The 17,019-nt window shown below is 61.7% G+C and carries 18 protein-coding genes; 7 read left to right on the top strand and 11 right to left on the bottom strand.

The window, feature by feature from the left end:
* The first annotated feature begins 40 nt into the window (after nt 1–40).
* Nucleotides 41–469: a VOC family protein gene (locus tag H351_RS06255; RefSeq protein ID WP_019745616.1), complete on the top strand. Its 429-nt coding sequence runs from the start codon at nt 41–43 to the stop codon at nt 467–469.
* On the opposite strand, the gene H351_RS31355 is transcribed toward H351_RS06255, so the two are convergent.
* The 5 genes from H351_RS31355 to H351_RS06235 are packed head-to-tail and all read right to left on the bottom strand — an operon-like array spanning nt 432 to nt 4,314.
* Nucleotides 432–725 (bottom strand): Ada metal-binding domain-containing protein, encoded by a 294-nt coding sequence (locus tag H351_RS31355; protein WP_078377346.1) that lies wholly within the window; start codon nt 723–725, stop codon nt 432–434. The two genes, H351_RS06255 and H351_RS31355, sit on opposite strands and share 38 nt — an antisense overlap.
* Nucleotides 715–1,434, bottom strand: a complete 720-nt coding sequence (locus H351_RS06250) for a 2OG-Fe(II) oxygenase (RefSeq protein ID WP_021331796.1) — start codon at nt 1,432–1,434, stop codon at nt 715–717. Before H351_RS06250 ends, H351_RS31355 begins: the two co-directional genes overlap by 11 nt.
* A gap of 21 nt (nt 1,435–1,455) precedes the next feature.
* Nucleotides 1,456–2,475, bottom strand: a complete 1,020-nt coding sequence (locus H351_RS06245) for an ABC transporter substrate-binding protein (protein WP_021331795.1) — start codon at nt 2,473–2,475, stop codon at nt 1,456–1,458.
* Nucleotides 2,472–3,848, bottom strand: a complete 1,377-nt coding sequence (locus H351_RS06240) for an MFS transporter (RefSeq protein WP_029256429.1) — start codon at nt 3,846–3,848, stop codon at nt 2,472–2,474. The genes H351_RS06245 and H351_RS06240 overlap by 4 nt, the downstream gene beginning before the upstream one ends.
* Nucleotides 3,849–3,894: 46 nt before the next feature.
* Nucleotides 3,895–4,314 carry a MerR family transcriptional regulator gene (locus H351_RS06235; protein ID WP_007729752.1) on the bottom strand — a complete coding sequence of 140 codons (420 nt, stop codon included), beginning with the start codon at nt 4,312–4,314 and terminating at the stop codon, nt 3,895–3,897.
* 132 nt (nt 4,315–4,446) lie between these two features.
* On the opposite strand from H351_RS06235, the gene H351_RS06230 reads away from it, so the two are divergent.
* The 3 genes from H351_RS06230 (at nt 4,447) to H351_RS06220 (ending at nt 8,856) form a co-directional block, all read left to right on the top strand.
* Nucleotides 4,447–5,856 (top strand): ABC1 kinase family protein, encoded by a 1,410-nt coding sequence (locus tag H351_RS06230; protein ID WP_019745620.1) that lies wholly within the window; start codon nt 4,447–4,449, stop codon nt 5,854–5,856.
* A 77-nt stretch (nt 5,857–5,933) separates the two neighbouring features.
* Entirely contained in the window at nt 5,934–7,661 is a 1,728-nt protein-coding gene (locus tag H351_RS06225) for a PucR family transcriptional regulator (protein ID WP_244891450.1), read from the top strand.
* 79 nt (nt 7,662–7,740) lie between these two features.
* Complete coding sequence (locus tag H351_RS06220) at nt 7,741–8,856, top strand: NDMA-dependent alcohol dehydrogenase (protein ID WP_029256431.1); 1,116 nt, start codon at nt 7,741–7,743, stop codon at nt 8,854–8,856.
* A 57-nt stretch (nt 8,857–8,913) separates the two neighbouring features.
* Here H351_RS06220 and H351_RS06215 read toward each other — a convergent pair whose 3' ends face one another.
* Nucleotides 8,914–9,909, bottom strand: a complete 996-nt coding sequence (locus H351_RS06215; protein WP_029256432.1) for an alpha/beta hydrolase — start codon at nt 9,907–9,909, stop codon at nt 8,914–8,916.
* 201 nt (nt 9,910–10,110) lie between these two features.
* The gene (locus H351_RS06210; RefSeq protein ID WP_029256433.1) at nt 10,111–10,701 is read right to left on the bottom strand and encodes a GlcG/HbpS family heme-binding protein; all 591 of its coding nucleotides are present in this window, start codon (nt 10,699–10,701) and stop codon (nt 10,111–10,113) included.
* A 184-nt stretch (nt 10,702–10,885) separates the two neighbouring features.
* Here H351_RS06210 and H351_RS06205 point away from each other — a divergent pair, with 184 nt between their 5' ends.
* Both H351_RS06205 and H351_RS06200 read left to right on the top strand, forming a co-directional pair.
* Nucleotides 10,886–12,055, top strand: coding sequence for a sensor histidine kinase (locus H351_RS06205; RefSeq protein WP_029256434.1), 1,170 nt, complete (start codon nt 10,886–10,888; stop codon nt 12,053–12,055).
* Nucleotides 12,052–12,681 carry a response regulator gene (locus H351_RS06200; RefSeq protein ID WP_020909383.1) on the top strand — a complete coding sequence of 210 codons (630 nt, stop codon included), beginning with the start codon at nt 12,052–12,054 and terminating at the stop codon, nt 12,679–12,681. The genes H351_RS06205 and H351_RS06200 overlap by 4 nt, the downstream gene beginning before the upstream one ends.
* 20 nt (nt 12,682–12,701) lie before the next feature.
* Here the strand turns inward: H351_RS06200 and catC are convergent, their stop codons facing one another.
* The 3 genes from catC to catA are packed head-to-tail and all read right to left on the bottom strand — an operon-like array spanning nt 12,702 to nt 14,987.
* Nucleotides 12,702–12,983 (bottom strand): muconolactone Delta-isomerase, encoded by a 282-nt coding sequence (gene catC / locus H351_RS06195; protein ID WP_029256435.1) that lies wholly within the window; start codon nt 12,981–12,983, stop codon nt 12,702–12,704.
* Nucleotides 12,984–12,996: 13 nt separating this feature from the next.
* A complete protein-coding gene (locus H351_RS06190) occupies nt 12,997–14,118 on the bottom strand; it encodes a muconate/chloromuconate family cycloisomerase (protein WP_029256436.1) in 1,122 nt (373 codons plus the stop codon).
* 29 nt (nt 14,119–14,147) lie between these two features.
* Nucleotides 14,148–14,987, bottom strand: a complete 840-nt coding sequence (gene catA / locus H351_RS06185) for a catechol 1,2-dioxygenase (protein ID WP_029256437.1) — start codon at nt 14,985–14,987, stop codon at nt 14,148–14,150.
* A 198-nt stretch (nt 14,988–15,185) separates the two neighbouring features.
* On the opposite strand from catA, the gene H351_RS06180 reads away from it, so the two are divergent.
* Entirely contained in the window at nt 15,186–15,956 is a 771-nt protein-coding gene (locus tag H351_RS06180) for an IclR family transcriptional regulator (protein ID WP_037120593.1), read from the top strand.
* Here H351_RS06180 and H351_RS06175 read toward each other — a convergent pair.
* Nucleotides 15,953–16,891: an AraC family transcriptional regulator gene (locus H351_RS06175; protein ID WP_020909386.1), complete on the bottom strand. Its 939-nt coding sequence runs from the start codon at nt 16,889–16,891 to the stop codon at nt 15,953–15,955. The genes H351_RS06180 and H351_RS06175 overlap by 4 nt on opposite strands.
* Between the last annotated feature and the right edge of the window lie 128 nt (nt 16,892–17,019).

Here is a 17,019-nt window from a genome sequence, read left to right as displayed (position 1 = left end):
CCACCTGTTTACCCGAACCTCTTCAGCGAAAGGCAGTTTCATGGACTGGACCCTCGAAGTAGTCATCGTTCCCGTCAGTGACCTCGGCCGCTCCATCGAGTTCTACCGTGACAAGGTCGGTTTCGATCTCGACCACCACACCGTCAACGAACACATGACGGTCGCCCAGCTCACTCCGCGTGGTTCGGGCTGCTCGATCGTCATCGGCAACCTGCCGTCGCAAACCGAGATGGCCCCTGGTTCGTTGAAGGGATTGCAGTTGGTCGTGGCCGACGCTGCAACGGCTCGCCAGGAGCTCATCGACCGCGGCGTCGATGCCAGTGAGGTCACCGTCTTCGACGAGCGTGACGGGGGCACCTTCTTCGGATTCGCCGACCCGGACGGCAATACCTGGGCTGTCCAGCAGCTGAAGGTCCGCGGCGACAAGCCGCTCATTCCGAAGGAGTACCGCGACCGCTTCGGCGCGTAGCAACTGCCTTCCAGGCTGCGTAACCTTCTGGCATGCAGACGGCACAGGGGCGATAGCCGGCCGCAATCGCGGTCGGCTCGTCCGCGAAGAACACCCGACTGGCGACATACCCACCACGCGCGATTGCCTGCGCAGCCCCTCGACAGTCGAGTCGACCGTAGATCTTCGTTTTCCGGTGCCCGCCAAGGACACCGGGCGTCGAACTCTCGTAGGGTTTGTTGCGAGCGTCGCGGAGAGTGTACGTTTTACTCGGCATCATGAAGCACCAATCCCAATGTTCGACGCGTGCCGGAGTGCACCACACTGACACCGTGTCGCACAGGGGCTCTCGACCACCCCCGCGAACTCTGCACCGGTCGATCCCGCGTGGTGAAGATCAACGCGTGACCTTGCTCGAGAACTGTCACCGTCCCTTTCGACTGGGCGCGCGGCCGCTGTTCCACGAGCAAGAACTCGCCGCCGGCGTGGTCGATGCGAGGTCTGTCGAGCCCGATCACGACTTGCAAGGGAAACACCAACTCTCCGTACAAGTCCCGATGCAATGCATTCCAGTCACCAGGTCCGTAGGACAGAAGGATCGGGGTAGGGCGATTCTGACCGGCGTCGTGACACTGATCGATCCATTCTTCGAATGAATCCGGCCACGGTGCACCCTCGCCCAGCTTGAACGCCCACTCCCGCGCCACGGGCAGGAGGTGTCGGTAGAAGGCGGATCGCATAGCCGTGATCGGCTCCGGTACGGGATCGCTGAAGTACCGGTACTCCCCCTGGCCGAAGCGGTATCGAGCCATGTCGATGGTGCTCCGGAACCGGTCGACGTCCGAGTACCAGGAAGCAATTTCGCGGCACTCCGACTCGTCGAGTATCGGCGCCGTCTGGGCACACCCACTGGAGTTGATTCCCTCGATCAGCGCAGGCCAATCGAGGGAATCAACTCGAGCAGACAGATCGGTGAAGAGGTCCATACGTCGTAGACGACGCGGCGGTCAGGAATGTGAGAATGCCAGCAGCTGGTCAGCCAGATTGTTGTACGTACGGGCGATCCCGGCATAACTGAGCACGGGTTCCGGATTCCAGGTCCCGATCTTCCCCGCCTTCACCGCGGGCAAGTTGGACCACGCAGGATTGGTTCCGAGCGTATCCAGTTGCAAACTGGACGGGCGATCGTCGAGGAAGATCATGTCGGCCGGATAGTGGTCCGCCATCTCCCAAGCCAGTTTCTCGACGTAGACCGACGATCCCTCGGCCGGATCGACGACGGCAAGGCCCAGACCCGCCAGGTCTGCGAGGATCGGGAATCCCGAAAGACTGACACGAATCGTGTCCGGATCTGCGGACGCGAACAAAACCTGTGAATTATTCAGCGAAGAAGCAACTTCGGAGATCCGCGCACGCGCTGCGTCGTAGTCTTTTCGCTGAGCCTCCATATCCTGGTCCGCTCCGAGTTCCACGGCCAGTTCCACGATCTCTTGCACGGTTCGGTCGATGGTTCCTGCTGCCGTTTCCACGAACAGTACTGTCGACAAGCCTTTCACCGCATCCAAGTTCGCCTCGTCTAGTAGTGCCGAACCACGCAACTGAGGGACGATGACGACGTCCGGCTCCAGCGCAGCGATCTTCTCGAGTTCCACTTGTCCCCAGAGCTGCCCGACCATGTCGGTCTTCGAGAAATCCAAGTTGCCGGAGATGCTGGTGTCCGTTGATCCCGGTGATCGTGTCAGCGCCCCGAAAACACCGACAGCCACCAGTCCGTAATCCCAGAGAGCACCCGCAATACCGGTGTAGGTGACAAATGTCCTTGGCGGTGAATCCAATTCGATCAGGTTGCCGCGATCATCGGTGAAGGACCAGCCTGCATCGCCTTCGCCCCCGGCGTCTGCGTCCGAACGCGAGCAACCGGCCGCTGCCAGCGCAGCAGCCAATCCTGCTGCAGCGCCGAGGAACCTGCGGCGATTCCAGTCCATCTCGATACGCCGGTGCGGTCGTGGAGTGAACAGCCTGGTCATGTGTGTGCCCTTTCGGCGATTGGTTGAACTGTTGCAGGAGTTGACGAACGAGAAAAGAGAAGGATCGATGTAAAACCTGTGAGCATTCCGACGCCGGCACAGAAGACCAACGGCCACAGCAAGGCGAACTCGTCCGGACCGACGAAGAGCGAGCCGCACAACGCAATTCCGACGGCAAGCCCGAATTGACGCGACGAGTTGGCTGTCGCCGAAGCCGTCCCGGCGCGCTCTGCCGGGGCGTCCGACATCGCGGCACCCGGCAGCACCGGCGACACCATCGCGGAACCGACACCGGTCAGAATCAGCCCGGCGATCAGCGCGGGCCAGACCGGCTCGGCGAGAACGTACAGCATGGCCACGCAACCGATTCCGCAGAGAACCGTCCCGAATCCGAGCGACAGTCGAAGGTCGACTCGCTGAAGCCGTGATCCACACAGCGCCGACACGAAGACAAAAGCGAGCGGTTGAATCGAGAGCACGAGTGCGGCCGCCGATGCCGACAGTTCCAGCCCGTTCTGCAGCCACAGTGAAAGGACTACGAGCGGGCCGTAGGCCGCGAGGTAGTACCCGAACGCAGCGACGAGGACGCCGTCGAATTTCAGGGATCGGAACAATGCCGGATCGAGCATCGGACTGCTGCCTCGACGCTGCCAGGACACAAACGCCGTCAGCGCACCGATTGCGATCAGGAAGGCAAGGACTGTCGACGACGAAGCCCACCCGATGTCGCCGCCCCACGTCACGCCGAGAACCGCGGCAACGGCAGCGAGGGTGAACAAAACGATTCCGGCCCAGTCGATGTTGTCGTCGCCGCGCTCACTGTCGGCGAAACAGAACACAGCCATTGCGAGCGCTACTGCGGCCACGGGGATTCCGAAATAGAAAACCGCACGCCAGTCGAAGAACTGCGTCAGCAGCCCTCCTGCAACGTTCCCGATTCCCGCCGCCAATCCAGCGACGGCGCCCCACGCGGCAAAGGCGACGTGACGATCGCGGCCCGAATATGCGTCGCCGAGCAGAGGCAGGAGCGTCGCGAACATCGCCGCACCGGCAATTCCTTGCGCGCCGCGAGCAACGACCAGAACCGTGACGTCCGGAGCAATCGCGCACACGGCCGTTGCAACCAGGAACACGACCAGTCCGCAGATGTAGAGGCGTTTACGTCCCCATGCATCGCCGAGTGCGCCCATGCCCACCAGAAGCGCGGCAAGAGCCAGCGTGTAGGCGTCGACGACCCAGGACATCGCGCCCGTACTGCCGTCCAAACCGACTGCGATGGCCGGCACTGCGATTGTCGTGATGGTGGCGTACGTCAGTAACAGGAAAGTTCCGATGCATGCGGCGATGAGCGGCAGCCATCGTCGTGCCGACATGGTCAACCTCCGAATAGGGCGGTAAGTGCGCCCTAACTATGGAGGTTCAAGTCAACTTGAAGTCAAGGGCCGCTTCGACGCGTATGTCGAGCTGCTCGAGCAACCACGGGCACTGCATCGGACGCTCTTGCCGACACGTCAGGTGATGCTCGAGGATCAGTTTCGCTCGCGTAGCAGCGGCGATCTGTGCCTCGAGTGTCGACACTTGATCTGCGAGAACCGTCGAGAACTGGTCGGACGTGGTGTCGGTTTCGATGAAGGACCGCACCTGTTCCAAGGACATTCCCGTCTCGGTGTACATCCGGATCAATGCCAGCCGGCGCAGCTCACGCTGCCCGTACCAGCGTTTGCCGCCAGTTCGCGACCGCGCGGACAGCAGTCCTTCATCCTCGTAGTAGCGCAAGGTCGACGCCGCAATTCCGAACGATTTTGCAACCTCGCCGATCGGGATCAAGTGCTCACGCATTCACCGATCGTAGGCTGAACGCGTAGGCGGTTCCGGCAGTTATGTGTGACTTGGCATACTGACTAACGGAAGGGGTCGCGTAAGTGATCTCACGGCAAAATGCTGGATGCGCTCGTAGAACGAGGGAGAGCTGTGCTGGATCCAACGCGACCTGTCGGGCCGTACTCGTCAGGAGTGCCCGCCACTGCCCTCGAAGTCCACATGCCGGACCTCGAACGCTTCGGCCTCGCCCAGTTGTGGCGTTCCGCGATCATCGCCGTCGTGTTGTCGACGTCGATCATGCTGGCACTGATCGTGTGGCCTTTCCGCAAGCGTGGACGCACGTGGGCTGACGCTGCCTCTGACGGGATGGTCGACGGCTTCATCGCTCTGGGTCCCACCTTCGTCAAGCTCGGTCAACTGGTCGCGTCGTCGTCCGGCCTGTTCCCGGCCCCCGTCGCCAATGCATGCCTACGTTGCCTCGACGACGTTCCGTCATTTCCTGCCGAGCAGGCCAGAAGCGTCGTACACGAGGACCTCGGATACTCCGTAGACGACCTGTTCGCGAAATTCGACGACGTACCTCTCGCGGCCGCGTCGGTAGCGCAGGTACACGCGTGCGTTCTGCACGATGGCCGCGAAGCCGTCATCAAGATCCAGCGTCCGGACATCTATGCGCGGATGCTGATCGACCTGCGGGCGGCGTACTGGGGTGCGAACATCCTCGAGAAGTTTGTCGAGTTCCTTCGAATTGCCAATGCCACCGCCATCATTCGCGATCTGCACAATGCAACGATGACGGAATTGAACAGCGCGGTCGAGGCCGACCGGCAAACCACATTCCGGAACAACATCAGCGCATTCGGTGACAACAAAGGAGTCACGACACCGGAGGTGTACTGGGACTACTGTGGTCCCCGCGTCATCTGTATGGAACGCATGCGCGGCGTTCCACTGGATCGGTTCGTCGCCGGTCCGGACGGCATCGACGAAGCCCGCATGCTGATCCGGCGCGGAGTGAAGGTCTGGCTCGAATCAGTCATCGTTCACGGTCCGTTCCACGGAGATGTCCATGCGGGAAATTTGTGGGTCCTCGACGACGGCCGGATAGCGATGCTCGACTTCGGCATCGTCGGCGTCCTTCCCGAGACATGGAGATCCATCCTTTCCGACATGTTCCGAGCCACCCTCATCGACGGTGATTTCGCCCGTGTCGCCCGCGGAATTCGATCCTTGGGATATGCAACCGACTACGAAGTCGACGACGATCAGCTCGGCATGCAGGTCGCAACGGCCCTGGCCCCGATTCTCGGCCGTGACCTCGGTGAACTCAAGCTCAGTGAATTGATCATGGCACTGATTCAGTTGGGCAAGCAGTGGGGTGTTGCGAGTCCCGAGGAATTGGTTCTTTTCGGTAAACAACTCGGATACTTCGAGCGATATGCGACGGCGTTGGCACCTGGTTGGGTGATCGGACAAGACCTTTATCTGTTCAAGAACGTTTTTCCAGAGGCAGTCGCCGAAAAGGTGCAGGAACTCGGCATCACCATGCCTGACGAATAAATTTGTCCCCTATTTCCTTATTCTGCATTTCGTCTGTCGGGGTTAGCCTGTAATGACCCACCGGCCGAGGAGCAAATGTGCAGCCACTTTCTGTAGCCCTCCCGCAAGCGTCGACAGGTCCGAGGAATAACGGGCCGAGTGTCGGCACCACCCTCGGCGCCCTCATGCATTCCACGGACAAGTCCGTGATCGAACTTCTGGAAAGCCCGGATGGACTCGATGTCGAAATCCGTTCGATCGCCCTCGTCGAGTCCTCCGATATCGACGGCACCGACAGCCGTGGTGCGATCTCCGACATCTACCTCCCCGTAGGGGTGCCCGAATCGACGTTGACGCAGTGGCTGCGAAAGTTCGAAGGCAGGCCGGCGAGGCGTCGCCCGAAGCTTCTGCTCGTCAAGAATGCGCGCGAGGCGACGACGGTTCTCACCGCCGCACGTAACATCGGGATCGCAGTGGCCGCGGTACATCCGCAGGCTAGTTCCGGGCACGTCTATTCGCTCGTACTACGGCTTCTGACACAGAGCATGTACCGTTCGCGGGCCGTCGCAGGAGCTGTGGCCGGTGGTGATTCGGATCTGTTCGCGCTCTCGGAAACGATCGCCGAATTGACTAGCGGACTCGTGACGATCGACGACACGGCACTCCATGTCATCGCATATTCCTCTGCTCACGAAGGCGAAGACGAACTCCGTCAGCTCTCCATACTCGGCCGGGAGTGGCCGATCGAATACACCGAATGGATAGAGAGCAGAGGCGTGTTCGAGCATCTCAGGCGATCGGACGAGGTCATCAGTCTGCCCTCCGAGCCGAGCATCGGAGCCGCGCAGAGGCTGGCTGTGAGCATCACCCGCCCGGACCTGTCAGCGCCGACGGGTTCTGTTGCACACCAACACAATCTCGGCAGCATCTGGGTGCAGCGCGCCTCTGGACCTCTTTCCCACGACGCCCAAGCGGTATTGCGGGGTGCAGCGGCGGTCGCCGCACGCATTCTCATGCGTACCTTGGACGCCTCCAGCCGCGAGAATGCCCAAGTGCAAAGGCTGTTCGGTGTTCGCTCCGGTGGGGTCGACATGCACTCGCTGGCCGGTTCTTTCGGCATCAACACCGACGGACCGTCTGCGGTCATCGGATTTGCGACATCACTCTCGCCCGGATCGAATCTCGATCGAATCACCAACGCCTTGCGCCTGCGCGCCAGCGCATTCCGCAGCGACGCGGTCACGACGATCATCGACAACCGGATCTACGTATTGTTCCCTCAGGCCGACCACGAGGTCGCTGTCAGCGACTGGGCTTACGACACCGTGCGAGTAGTCGAGGACCGTGCGGGCATCAGCGTGCGCGCCGCAGTCGCGGTCCCGATCGCGCGGTTGCACGGCGTACCCGAGGCGCGTCGAGAGGTGGACCGCGTGCTCGATACCACCGATGATCACGAAACCTCGAAGGTGACCACACTCGCTGCGTCACGCACCGCGGTATTGCTGGGCGAGATACTCGACCTCGTTGCTGATCACGAGCGATTGCGAGACCCTCGTATCGACAGACTCGTCTCGTACGACGACAAGAACACCTCTGACATGCAGTTCACGCTCACGGCCTACCTGACAGCTTTCGGGGATGTGAAGAAGGCCGCCTCGTCTCTGAAAGTACATCCGAACACGCTGCGCTACCGCATTCGGCGCGCTGAACAGATCATGGGCATTTCGTTGGACGAGCCGGACACACGACTGCTCACCGAACTGCAACTCGCCATCTTGGGACGAACCCCGGACGAATCCGAAAAATACGAAACGTCCGATCAGTGAGATGGGCCTCGAGCCCGTCCTGAACTCTCGAGTAGACAACTGAGGTAGCCGAAGAACAACTCTCACCTCAGGAGACAACTTGCGCACTCGTGGAGCCGTCATTCGCCAAGCACCAGGCACATACGAGGTGGTCGACCTCGAACTCGATTCACCCCGCAGCGGCGAACTCGCTGTCAAGATGGTCGCCTCCGGCCTGTGCCACTCGGACGATCACATCGCCAGCGGCGACCACGGAGTCGGCCGCTATCCCATCTGCGGCGGACACGAAGGCGCCGGAATCGTCGTCGAGGTCGGGCCGAACACCGAAGGATGGTCCGAGGGCGATCATGTCGTGTTCTCGTTCCTCGCCGCCTGCGGCCGCTGCCGTTGGTGCGCAAGCGGAATCCAGAACCTCTGCGACAACGGTGCTGCCATCATGACCGGCAGCAGGCCCGGCGAAACCTCCAGTTACAGAATGTCTCTCGACGGTCATCCAGTCGCACAAACCTGCGGCCTGTCCACCTTCAGTGAATACACCACGGTCAGCACTCTCTCGGCCGTGAAAGTCGACAAGCACCTGCCGCTCGACGCTTTGTGTCTGCTCGGCTGCGGCGTCGGAACCGGTTGGGGCGCCGCGGTCAACTCCGCTCAGGTGTACCCCGGGCAGACCGTCATCGTCATGGGAGTCGGCGGAATCGGAATCAACGCGGTACAGGGCGCCTCGCATGCCGGCGCCGCCCACGTGATCGCGGTGGACCCGGTTGCGTTCAAGCGCGACAGTGCATTGAAATTGGGGGCGACCCATGCCGTGGCCACCATGGAGGAAGCCACGGACATCGCGCGCTCGTTCACCAACGGCCAGGGCGCGGATTCCGCCATCGTCACCGTCGGCGTCACCACCGGAGAACATGTCGCGCAGGCGTTCTCGTCAATCCGCAAGGCAGGAACTTGCGTCGTCACCGGTCTCGGGAAGATGACGGACATCGGCATTCCCGTGAGCCTGATGGAACTCACCTTGTACCAGAAGAGAATTCAAGGATCCTTGTTCGGCGCATCCAATCCCACCGCCGACATTCCCTGGATGATCGATCTCTATACCAGCGGCAAGCTCGAACTCGACGGACTCATCACCAACCGGTACAGCCTCGACCAGATCAACGACGGTTTCGCCGACATGCATGCCGGTCGCAACCTCCGCGGAATCATCACCTTCTGAGCGAGATCTCTCCGGACTTGACGCATACGCCAGTCCGGAGAGATCCTCACATCTGCGTCACCAGGCGTTCATGGTGTCGAGAATTTGTCCTCTGGCCATCCACAATTCAGCAGACCAATACGGCCAGGAGTGAATCCCGGCGGGCGGAAAGCTGTACGTCGCTGGGATTCCCATGGATTTCAGACGAATCTCGAATGCACGCGCATGCACCCACGAGAGCGCCTCCAGCCCCATACCCGTCGCCGTGTGGAAGTAATCGATCGGCGCAGACGGATGATCGTACGGTCCCGGGATGCCGTTGGACGACGAAATGTACATCGACAGTCCGCGAAGCGATTCCGCGTTGACGAACGGGTCGTTGCGAAGCCACCCGGATGACCACGGCGGGCCCCACATCGAATCGACGTTGTACCGGCCGGCGTCGAACATGGCTACGCGGATCGCCTCACGCATACCCGGGCCCGAGATATTGATGTAGCCGGACAGCGAGCCCGCGAACTTGAACTGATCCCGATGATGCCCCGCCAGGTTCAACGCGGCACTGCCGCCCATCGACAACCCGATGATCGCATTGTTGGTTGGTGAAACACCATACCCTGCAAGGAAGTCCGGAAGCTCGCGTGTGAGAAATGTTTCCCACCTGTACGTTATGGGCTGAGCATTGAAATTGGACGGCGCGTACCAGTCCGTGTAGAAACTCGACTCACCGCCGACCGGCATCACCAACGTGATGTTGTCGTTGCGGTACTGATCGAGTGCGTTGGTTTCGAAACTCCAAGCATTCCTGTCGTTTTGCGCGCGAAGACCGTCAAGTAGGTACAACGCGGCGTTGCCGCCCCGCGCGGCCCACTGCACCTGAACCTTGACGTTTCCCATCGAAGACGGGACCCACAACTCGTCGTAACCACCCCATGGCGCCGTGTGCGCCGGAGTAGCGCTCGCGGCGGTCGGACCGAACATGCCGCCGAGGAGGAATATCGACAACAACGCCGCTACGAGCACCCGCGCCCGCCGTGTATTGCGTTCGGGCAACCTGAATCTGATTCTCTGCAAGGTTGTGTCTTTCCCCGAAACTGCGCATCAAGAAACTCGCTTCGGTAAGTGCATCGTCGGTTCCACTGTCGACGTGTTTGTCCCTTTCCGGGGGCTCCGGTGTTACAAAGTCGAGGTCATCGCAACAATCGGACAACTGTCGTGCCGAGCGAATCCAGGTGGCGAAAAGCACAATTCACGAAGCACGCTGAATGCGCTCACTCAGCCGAGTGACGAAGCGATCGCATCACGACCTGCTGCAGCACACGCTTGGTCCTGCATTCCGTCCGGTGCACCACCGACACCGATGCCGGCGATCGACGCGGATCCAGCCTTCACAGTGACTCCACCTGCAAGGAAGAGAGTGCCAGGGAGGTCGGCGATGGTCGATCCCTCGCCTTTGGTACGCTGCGAGAGGTCACTGGTGTCGGCTCCGAAAGCTGCAGAGGTGTACGCCTTCTCACGTGAGGCCTCCACCGTGTGCTGGGCTGCGTTGTCGCCGCGCACCATGGCGATGACATTTCCCGCACGGTCGACGACGGAGACGGTGACAAATCCGAGCCCGTCCGCCCGGCATTTTGCCAGGGCCGCACCAGCAGCCTTCACTGCTGCGTCGGCGCTGAGTCGATTCTGAGTGACAATCGCCGAATCGCCGGTCGCAGCAGGCTGCTGCGTGGCAGAAATCGACGTCGTGCTCGATGCGTTCGCCACCGGTGTGTCGGTGGTCGAGCACGCGGCGCTGGCAAGGATTGCGACAACCGGAACGGCGACAGCGAGCGTACGGGGAAGTCGTGTGTAAATGCGGTGTTTCATGTCGGGCACACTTTCAGTCGAATGGTTCGAAACCGTCCACTACAGCGTCGCGTCCTGGGGAGGGGTCGCGCATCGGGCGCTCGGGTGACGAACCGTGCCCCGTCTGGTTGTGCAGATATCATCCGAATGGTTGATACGACGGCCTGGCACCCTCCGTAATATTCGAGGGATGAGTAACGGAGCCATGAACGCCGACGCCGAACTCGGCCTGCGCGGCCCGTTGGCATATGCGATCCACGCGTCGTTCTTCGTACTGCTGTCCACGTCAGGAGTCCGGTACGTCACAGTCCACGGGACCAGCGGTCGGTTCGGGGTGGTACTCGTCCTGGCCGTGGTCCTCGCCTTGCTCTACGCCGTCATGGCTACGGTGTCCTCGCGAGATGTGGTTCGCCAACGACTGTGGATGTGGCCGGTACTGAGCACCTGGGCAGCGCTGGTCTGGCTTGCGCCGAGTTTCGCGTGGTGTGCGTTCCCCGTTCTCTTCCTCTGTATTCGTCTGTACCCGAGCAAGATCGCCTACCCCCTCGTCGGGATCCTGGGCGTCCTCGCCGGAATCGCGTTCTACCGAGTCACCGGTCGTGCCGAATTGGTGACACTGCTCGGACCTCTGTGCACCGCGGCACTGGTCGCGGCAGCGTACGGGCAGATGGAACGATATGCCCGAGAACGCCTTCGGCTTCTACGTCAGGTAGCAGAAGCGCAATCTGCATTGGCAGATACCGAACGTGCTGCCGGCGTTGCCGCTGAGCGAGAGCGCCTCGCGCGCGAAATCCACGACACCGTTACTCAGGGACTGGCGAGCGCTCTTCTACGACTCGAGGCAGCCGAACAAACTTGGAATACAACGGGTTCGCCGTCTCGAGCCGATGTCGATGCCGCAGCAGAGAACATCCGAACGAGCTTGATGCAGAGTCGCGACCTCGTCCACGATCTGGCACCGGCCAAGGGCGGTACGGGCGACTTCGACGCCTTGGTCGTGGCCGCCGCCCGCCAGTTCGTCCCGACCGTTCGGATCCGCACCGTCGGTGAAGCCGTCATCTTGCCCTCGGACGTAGCTCATGCCATCGTGCGAGTGGTCTCGAGCGCGTCCTCCAACATCGCCCGCCACGCTCGCGCCGAAACGGCGGGCGTGACGATCACGTATCTCGACGACTCCGTCTCCGTGGACATCTTCGACGACGGCGTCGGCTTCGATCCGGGAAAGCTCGCCGACCATTCTCGGTACGGTGGATACGGCCTACGTGCGATGCGAAGTCGCATCGCACAGCTCGGCGGATCGTTCACCGTGGAAAGTGCACCGGGAGACGGCACCGTCGTCGCGGCCCAGTTCCCTCTCGAACGGAGGATCCGGTGACCACCACCATTCGCGTGTTCCTCGTCGACGATCATCTGGTCGTGCGAGCCGGGCTGAGAGCGCTGCTGAACACTCAGCCGGACGTCGAAGTAGTCGGCGAAGCATCGTCCGGTGAGGGGGCGGCCACGGCGATACCGTCGGCCTCACCGGATCTGGTGATGATGGATCTGGACATGGGCACCGGCATGCACGGTGCAGAAGCGATCAAACGCCTGCGAAGCGACGGTGTCGATGTTCCCGTACTGGTTTTCACGACGTATGACACCGACGCCGACGTCGTGCGGGCCGTGGACGCCGGTGCCATCGGTTACCTACTCAAGGACTCAACGCCCGACGAGATCTTCGGCGCGGTGCGCGGCGCGGTAGCCGGGCGCAGCGTTCTCTCTCCCACTGTGGCCTCTCGTCTTGTCCAGCAGATGCAGCGCCCACAGGAAGCGCTCACCGCCCGTGAGTCCGAACTGCTCAGCCTGCTCGCCGAGGGGATGACCAACCGCGAGCTGGGTAAGGCACTCTTCATCAGCGAAGCGACGGTGAAAACCCATCTTGGGCACATCTACGCCAAGCTCGGCGTCGAAACCCGCTCTGCCGCAGTGTCCGTCGCATTGCGCCGCGACGGAATACGCTGACCCGCCCGCCCGCGCAGGCTCTACTTGATCGAAGATCCGTGCTGCGTCAACGGCATGACCTCGATGGTCATGTACGGGAACAAGGGGAGATTCCAGAGAATGTCATGGAGTTCGTCAGCCGACTCGACGTCGAAGATGCTGATGTTGCTGAACTGTCCCACTATTCGCCACAGATGCACCCACTTTCCCTGGCGCTGAAGGTCTTGTGAGTACTCCTTTTCCGTTGCGACGGTCTCGGCGCGAACTGCCGGATCCAGATCGCGTGGAATATCGACGTCCATTCGAACGTGAAAGAGTGCCATGTTCTTCTATCCTCTAGTTCCTGGTCCAGGTTTTGACGGCGTCCATGTTCAGTTCGACTCCCAGGCCAGGTCCGGCGGGGAGGTGCAACTGACCCTCGGAATACTTCAGGGGTTCCTGAAGCAACTCTTCGCTGAAGAGCAGTGGGCCGAAAAGCTCTGTTCCGAAGTTGATTCCGGGCTCAGCGCACGCGAAGTGCAACGAAGCCGCGGTACCGATCGGACCCTCGATGGACGTCGCACCGTGGCACGCGATACCGGCGGCCTTGGCAATTGCGACGATGTCGCGGCTGCGCTGGAGGCCACCACACTTGGTGGTCTTGAGGGCGATGACATCGGCGGCGCTCCGGCGGGCGATTTCGAGAGCGTCGTGTGGGGTCTGCACACTCTCGTCGGCCATGATCGGAATCGGTAGTAGCCTGCTGAGTTCGGCGAGGACCTCGATTTGGTCTGCCGGAGTGGGCTGTTCGATCAGTTCGACTCCACCGTCTGCGAGTTGTGGCAGGTACCGCAGCGCCGTGAAGCGATCCCACCGCGCGTTGACGTCGACGCGGACGCCGGCGTGGCCGTCGAGCGCCTGCGCGATGCTGACGATGCGCGCGACGTCGACCGCCGGGTCGAGTGCTCCCATTTTCAGTTTGAAGGTGAAATTGAGCCGGGATTCGAGCTTTTCGTGAGCTTCTTCGATGATCTCGTCCGCCGGCGCAGCACCCAGTGCCCACGTGACGTCGACACTCTCGCGGAAAGCCCCGCCGAGGAGCGTGTGCACGGGGACTCCCAGGCTACGTGCCCAGGCGTCGTGCAACGCCACGTCGACGGCGGCCTTCGCGAATCGTGCATTGGCAACAACTTTTTCGATGTCGGCCATGATCGCGGTGATCTGATCCACGCGCCTGCCGACCACCACCGGCGCGATGTACTTCTCGATGATGACCTGCATCGTCTCCACCGATTCGCCGCCCCACCACGGACCGCCCGGAACGACACCTTCGCCATATCCGATAACACCGTCGGATGTGCGAATCGCGACCAGCAACAACGGCTGCGCCGTCATCGACGTGGTGGCGAACTTGTGGGGGCGAACCAGCGGAACGTCGAGGATGGTCGTCTCGATGGAGACGATCGACAGGTCTGTCATCAAATCACTTTCTTTCGAACAGTTGTGGATCAGGCCGGGTCGAGCACGAAGTCGTACGTGACCCGGTTGATTCCATCGGCACCCGGCTTCGGATCGAGAATCAGTTCGGGCTTCGTGGCAGTTGCCACGTCGTTCTCGATCCACTCACCGTCCTTGAAATAGAGCTGGGTAGTGATCGTGCGCTTACCGGGAGCCTTCACCATGAGGTGCAGGTGAGCCGGACGCCACGGGTGCCAGCCGGCCTTCTCGATGAACCAGCCGGTGGGGCCGTCGGTCGGGATCTGGTACGGCGCAGGCTGAATCGTGGTGATCTCGAAGCGTCCCTCGTCGTCGGCGACGATCGTTCCGCGGAGGTTGCCGTCGGGGATGTGCGGCGCGAAATGGGAGTAGTAGCCTTCGTCGTCCGCGTGCCAGAGTTCGACGGTTGCACCGCCCAACCCCTTGCCGTCGAGATCGCGAACCTGGCCCTCGAAGACCAGCTTCGATCCAACCTCGTTGTCACGCATCGGAAGTTCACACTTGGATGGCAACGTCTTGGCGTCGGCGACGTAGTAGGGGCCCTCGATGCTTCCCTTGGTGCCGTGCTGGCCGCGGTACGCAACCTCCTCGACGTTGTGCTCGAGGAAGACGTCCAGCCACAGGGGCCACTCGCCGAACTGGCCGATGTCGATGAGCCACTGCTTGAGTACGCGGTACTCGGGGTAGGTGATGCCGTGCTTGTCGATGACGCCGGCAAGTGCCTCGAGCACGTCCTTGGCGATGGCCGAGACGCGCTCGGGCGGGGTGTCCGCGCTGACTCGTTCCTGGAGGAACTTGTCGGTGGCGGCCGTGCCCGAACCTACAGCGGTGGGGCTCTCGGAAGTGGTCATGTGGTCCTCCTCGGGGCCGTATGTGGCTGTTACCGGGTGGGTGCCGTACTGCTGGGCTGAGTCGGCTTCCCAAGTCTGGTTGTACGCTCTGCGTACATCTGTTACGCTCTGCGTACGCTTGTACTGTGCGCCCAGTCACAGGGTTTGTCAACCTTCGAGGGCACTGATCAGACATACCTGCAGATGAAAGGTCATTTCGTGAGCGAGAACGATCGCGATTACATCCAGAGCATCGAGCGTGGATTCGCTGTGCTGATGGCCTTCGACGAGAAGAACCCCAACCCGTCGCTCGCAGATCTTGCCGCCGAAACGGGGCTCTCCCGCCCCGCGGTCCGACGTATCCTCCTCACCCTGCAGAAACTCGGATACGTCACCGGCAACAACAGTCGGTGGTCGCTCACCCCACGCGTTCTGAGCATCGGGCAGCACTTCTCGGCATCACATGCCTTGACCGAGGCGGCGCTCCCCCGCCTGTTGGAGATCGCAGAACACACCCACGAGTCGGCGTCGCTCGGGGTCCTCGACGGCGTCGACGTGGTCTACGCCGCGCGAGTACCCGTACGCCGGATCATGAGCATCAACGTCAGCGTCGGTACCAGAGTGCCTGCATATGCGACCTCCATGGGCCGCGCCCTGCTAGCCTGGGCGCCAACCGAAATCGTCGACAACGTCATCGCGAACTCCACGTTCGACGCCCTCACACCCACCACGATCACCGACGAAGGCGCATTCCACACCGCACTTCGAGTGGTGCGTGAGCAGGGTTACGCACTCACGTCCGAGGAACTGGAAGACGGCCTGATTTCCCTCGCCGCCCCCGTCCGCGACGCCGGCGGAAGCGTCGTCGGCGTGGCAGCGTGTTCGACCTCGGCAGGCAGGACAACCCCGGAAGCTTTCCGCACCGACGTCGCGCCTTTCCTTGTCGAGAAGGCGAATCAGCTCAGCGCGGACATGGGGTACCGGAGCTAACTTCTCAATACTTCGGAAGGCAACACACCGTACTTACGCCGAAAAGACGACGCGAATCGTCCGGTGTGCGTAAAACCCCATCTCACAGCGACATCGGTGACCGTCGTCGAGTCGTCGGCATCCACCAGATCTGCGTGGACCCGCCCGAGGCGGATGTCGAGCAGGCATTCCGACGGACTCCGGCCCACGTACTGCCGAAATCCCTCCTGCAATCTCCGTACGCTGACGCCCGCCACCTCGGCCATCTCTGCTGCGGTCCACACGCGGGCCGGGTCGTCGTGCATCTCGTCGAGCACCCGCTTGACGATGCGTGGCCTGGCATGTCGCACCGCGTCCTCACTTTCGGGCATTGCAGCGAGGACGAATGCCGTGACCACGGCACCGGAGAGCTGAGCTGCCACCAGTTCGTTGTGCAGCACGCCGACCGGGCCGAGTATCTGATCCGACAGTGAGCGAACAAATTTCAGCCATCTGGCTCCGTCGTCTCCCCGAAGATCCACCTGATCAGGCAAGTGCATTCCGGGCCGGCCAAGTACCTTCTCCATCTCGCGGTCGAGGTACTGACGGTCCATCCGGACTCCGACAATTTCGCAGTCCGCGCTCCACCGCGTGATTCTTGTGGTGATGTCGGGCGGACACACCGTCGCAACGCCCTCCGTCGAGAGCACGTGCGAGCCCGCGAACACCGACTCGAGCTCGCCCGAGAGCGGGATGTTCACCCCGTAGGCACCGGGATGCTCGGATTCGACCGCGACGTCTGCTCCCCATCGAATATGAGCGATCCGCAGTGGACCCAACTCGGCGGTGCACACCCCGACGCCGCTGGCCGCGTGCCGTGACAACGGCGTGAGCGTGTGCGGAAAATAGGCGTCCGAAACCGCATCACACGCCTCGTCCCAGTCGCGGGGAGCTGTACCGATCATGGAGTCGACCATCGCCCTTCTTCACCTTCCAAACCCGTGACCAGCCACATTGCCGAGCATGAGCGCTGAACATCATTGAACACTGTGTCCCCGGTCACTTCCAAGAGGAAACGGATACAGACTTCGATCGGGTGCGCAAT

It is taken from the genome of Rhodococcus erythropolis R138 (assembly GCF_000696675.2).
Classification (GTDB): domain Bacteria; phylum Actinomycetota; class Actinomycetes; order Mycobacteriales; family Mycobacteriaceae; genus Rhodococcus_F; species Rhodococcus_F erythropolis.
The sequence above is the reverse complement of the archived record's forward strand: the minus strand, read 5'-3'. Positions and strand labels throughout refer to the sequence as shown.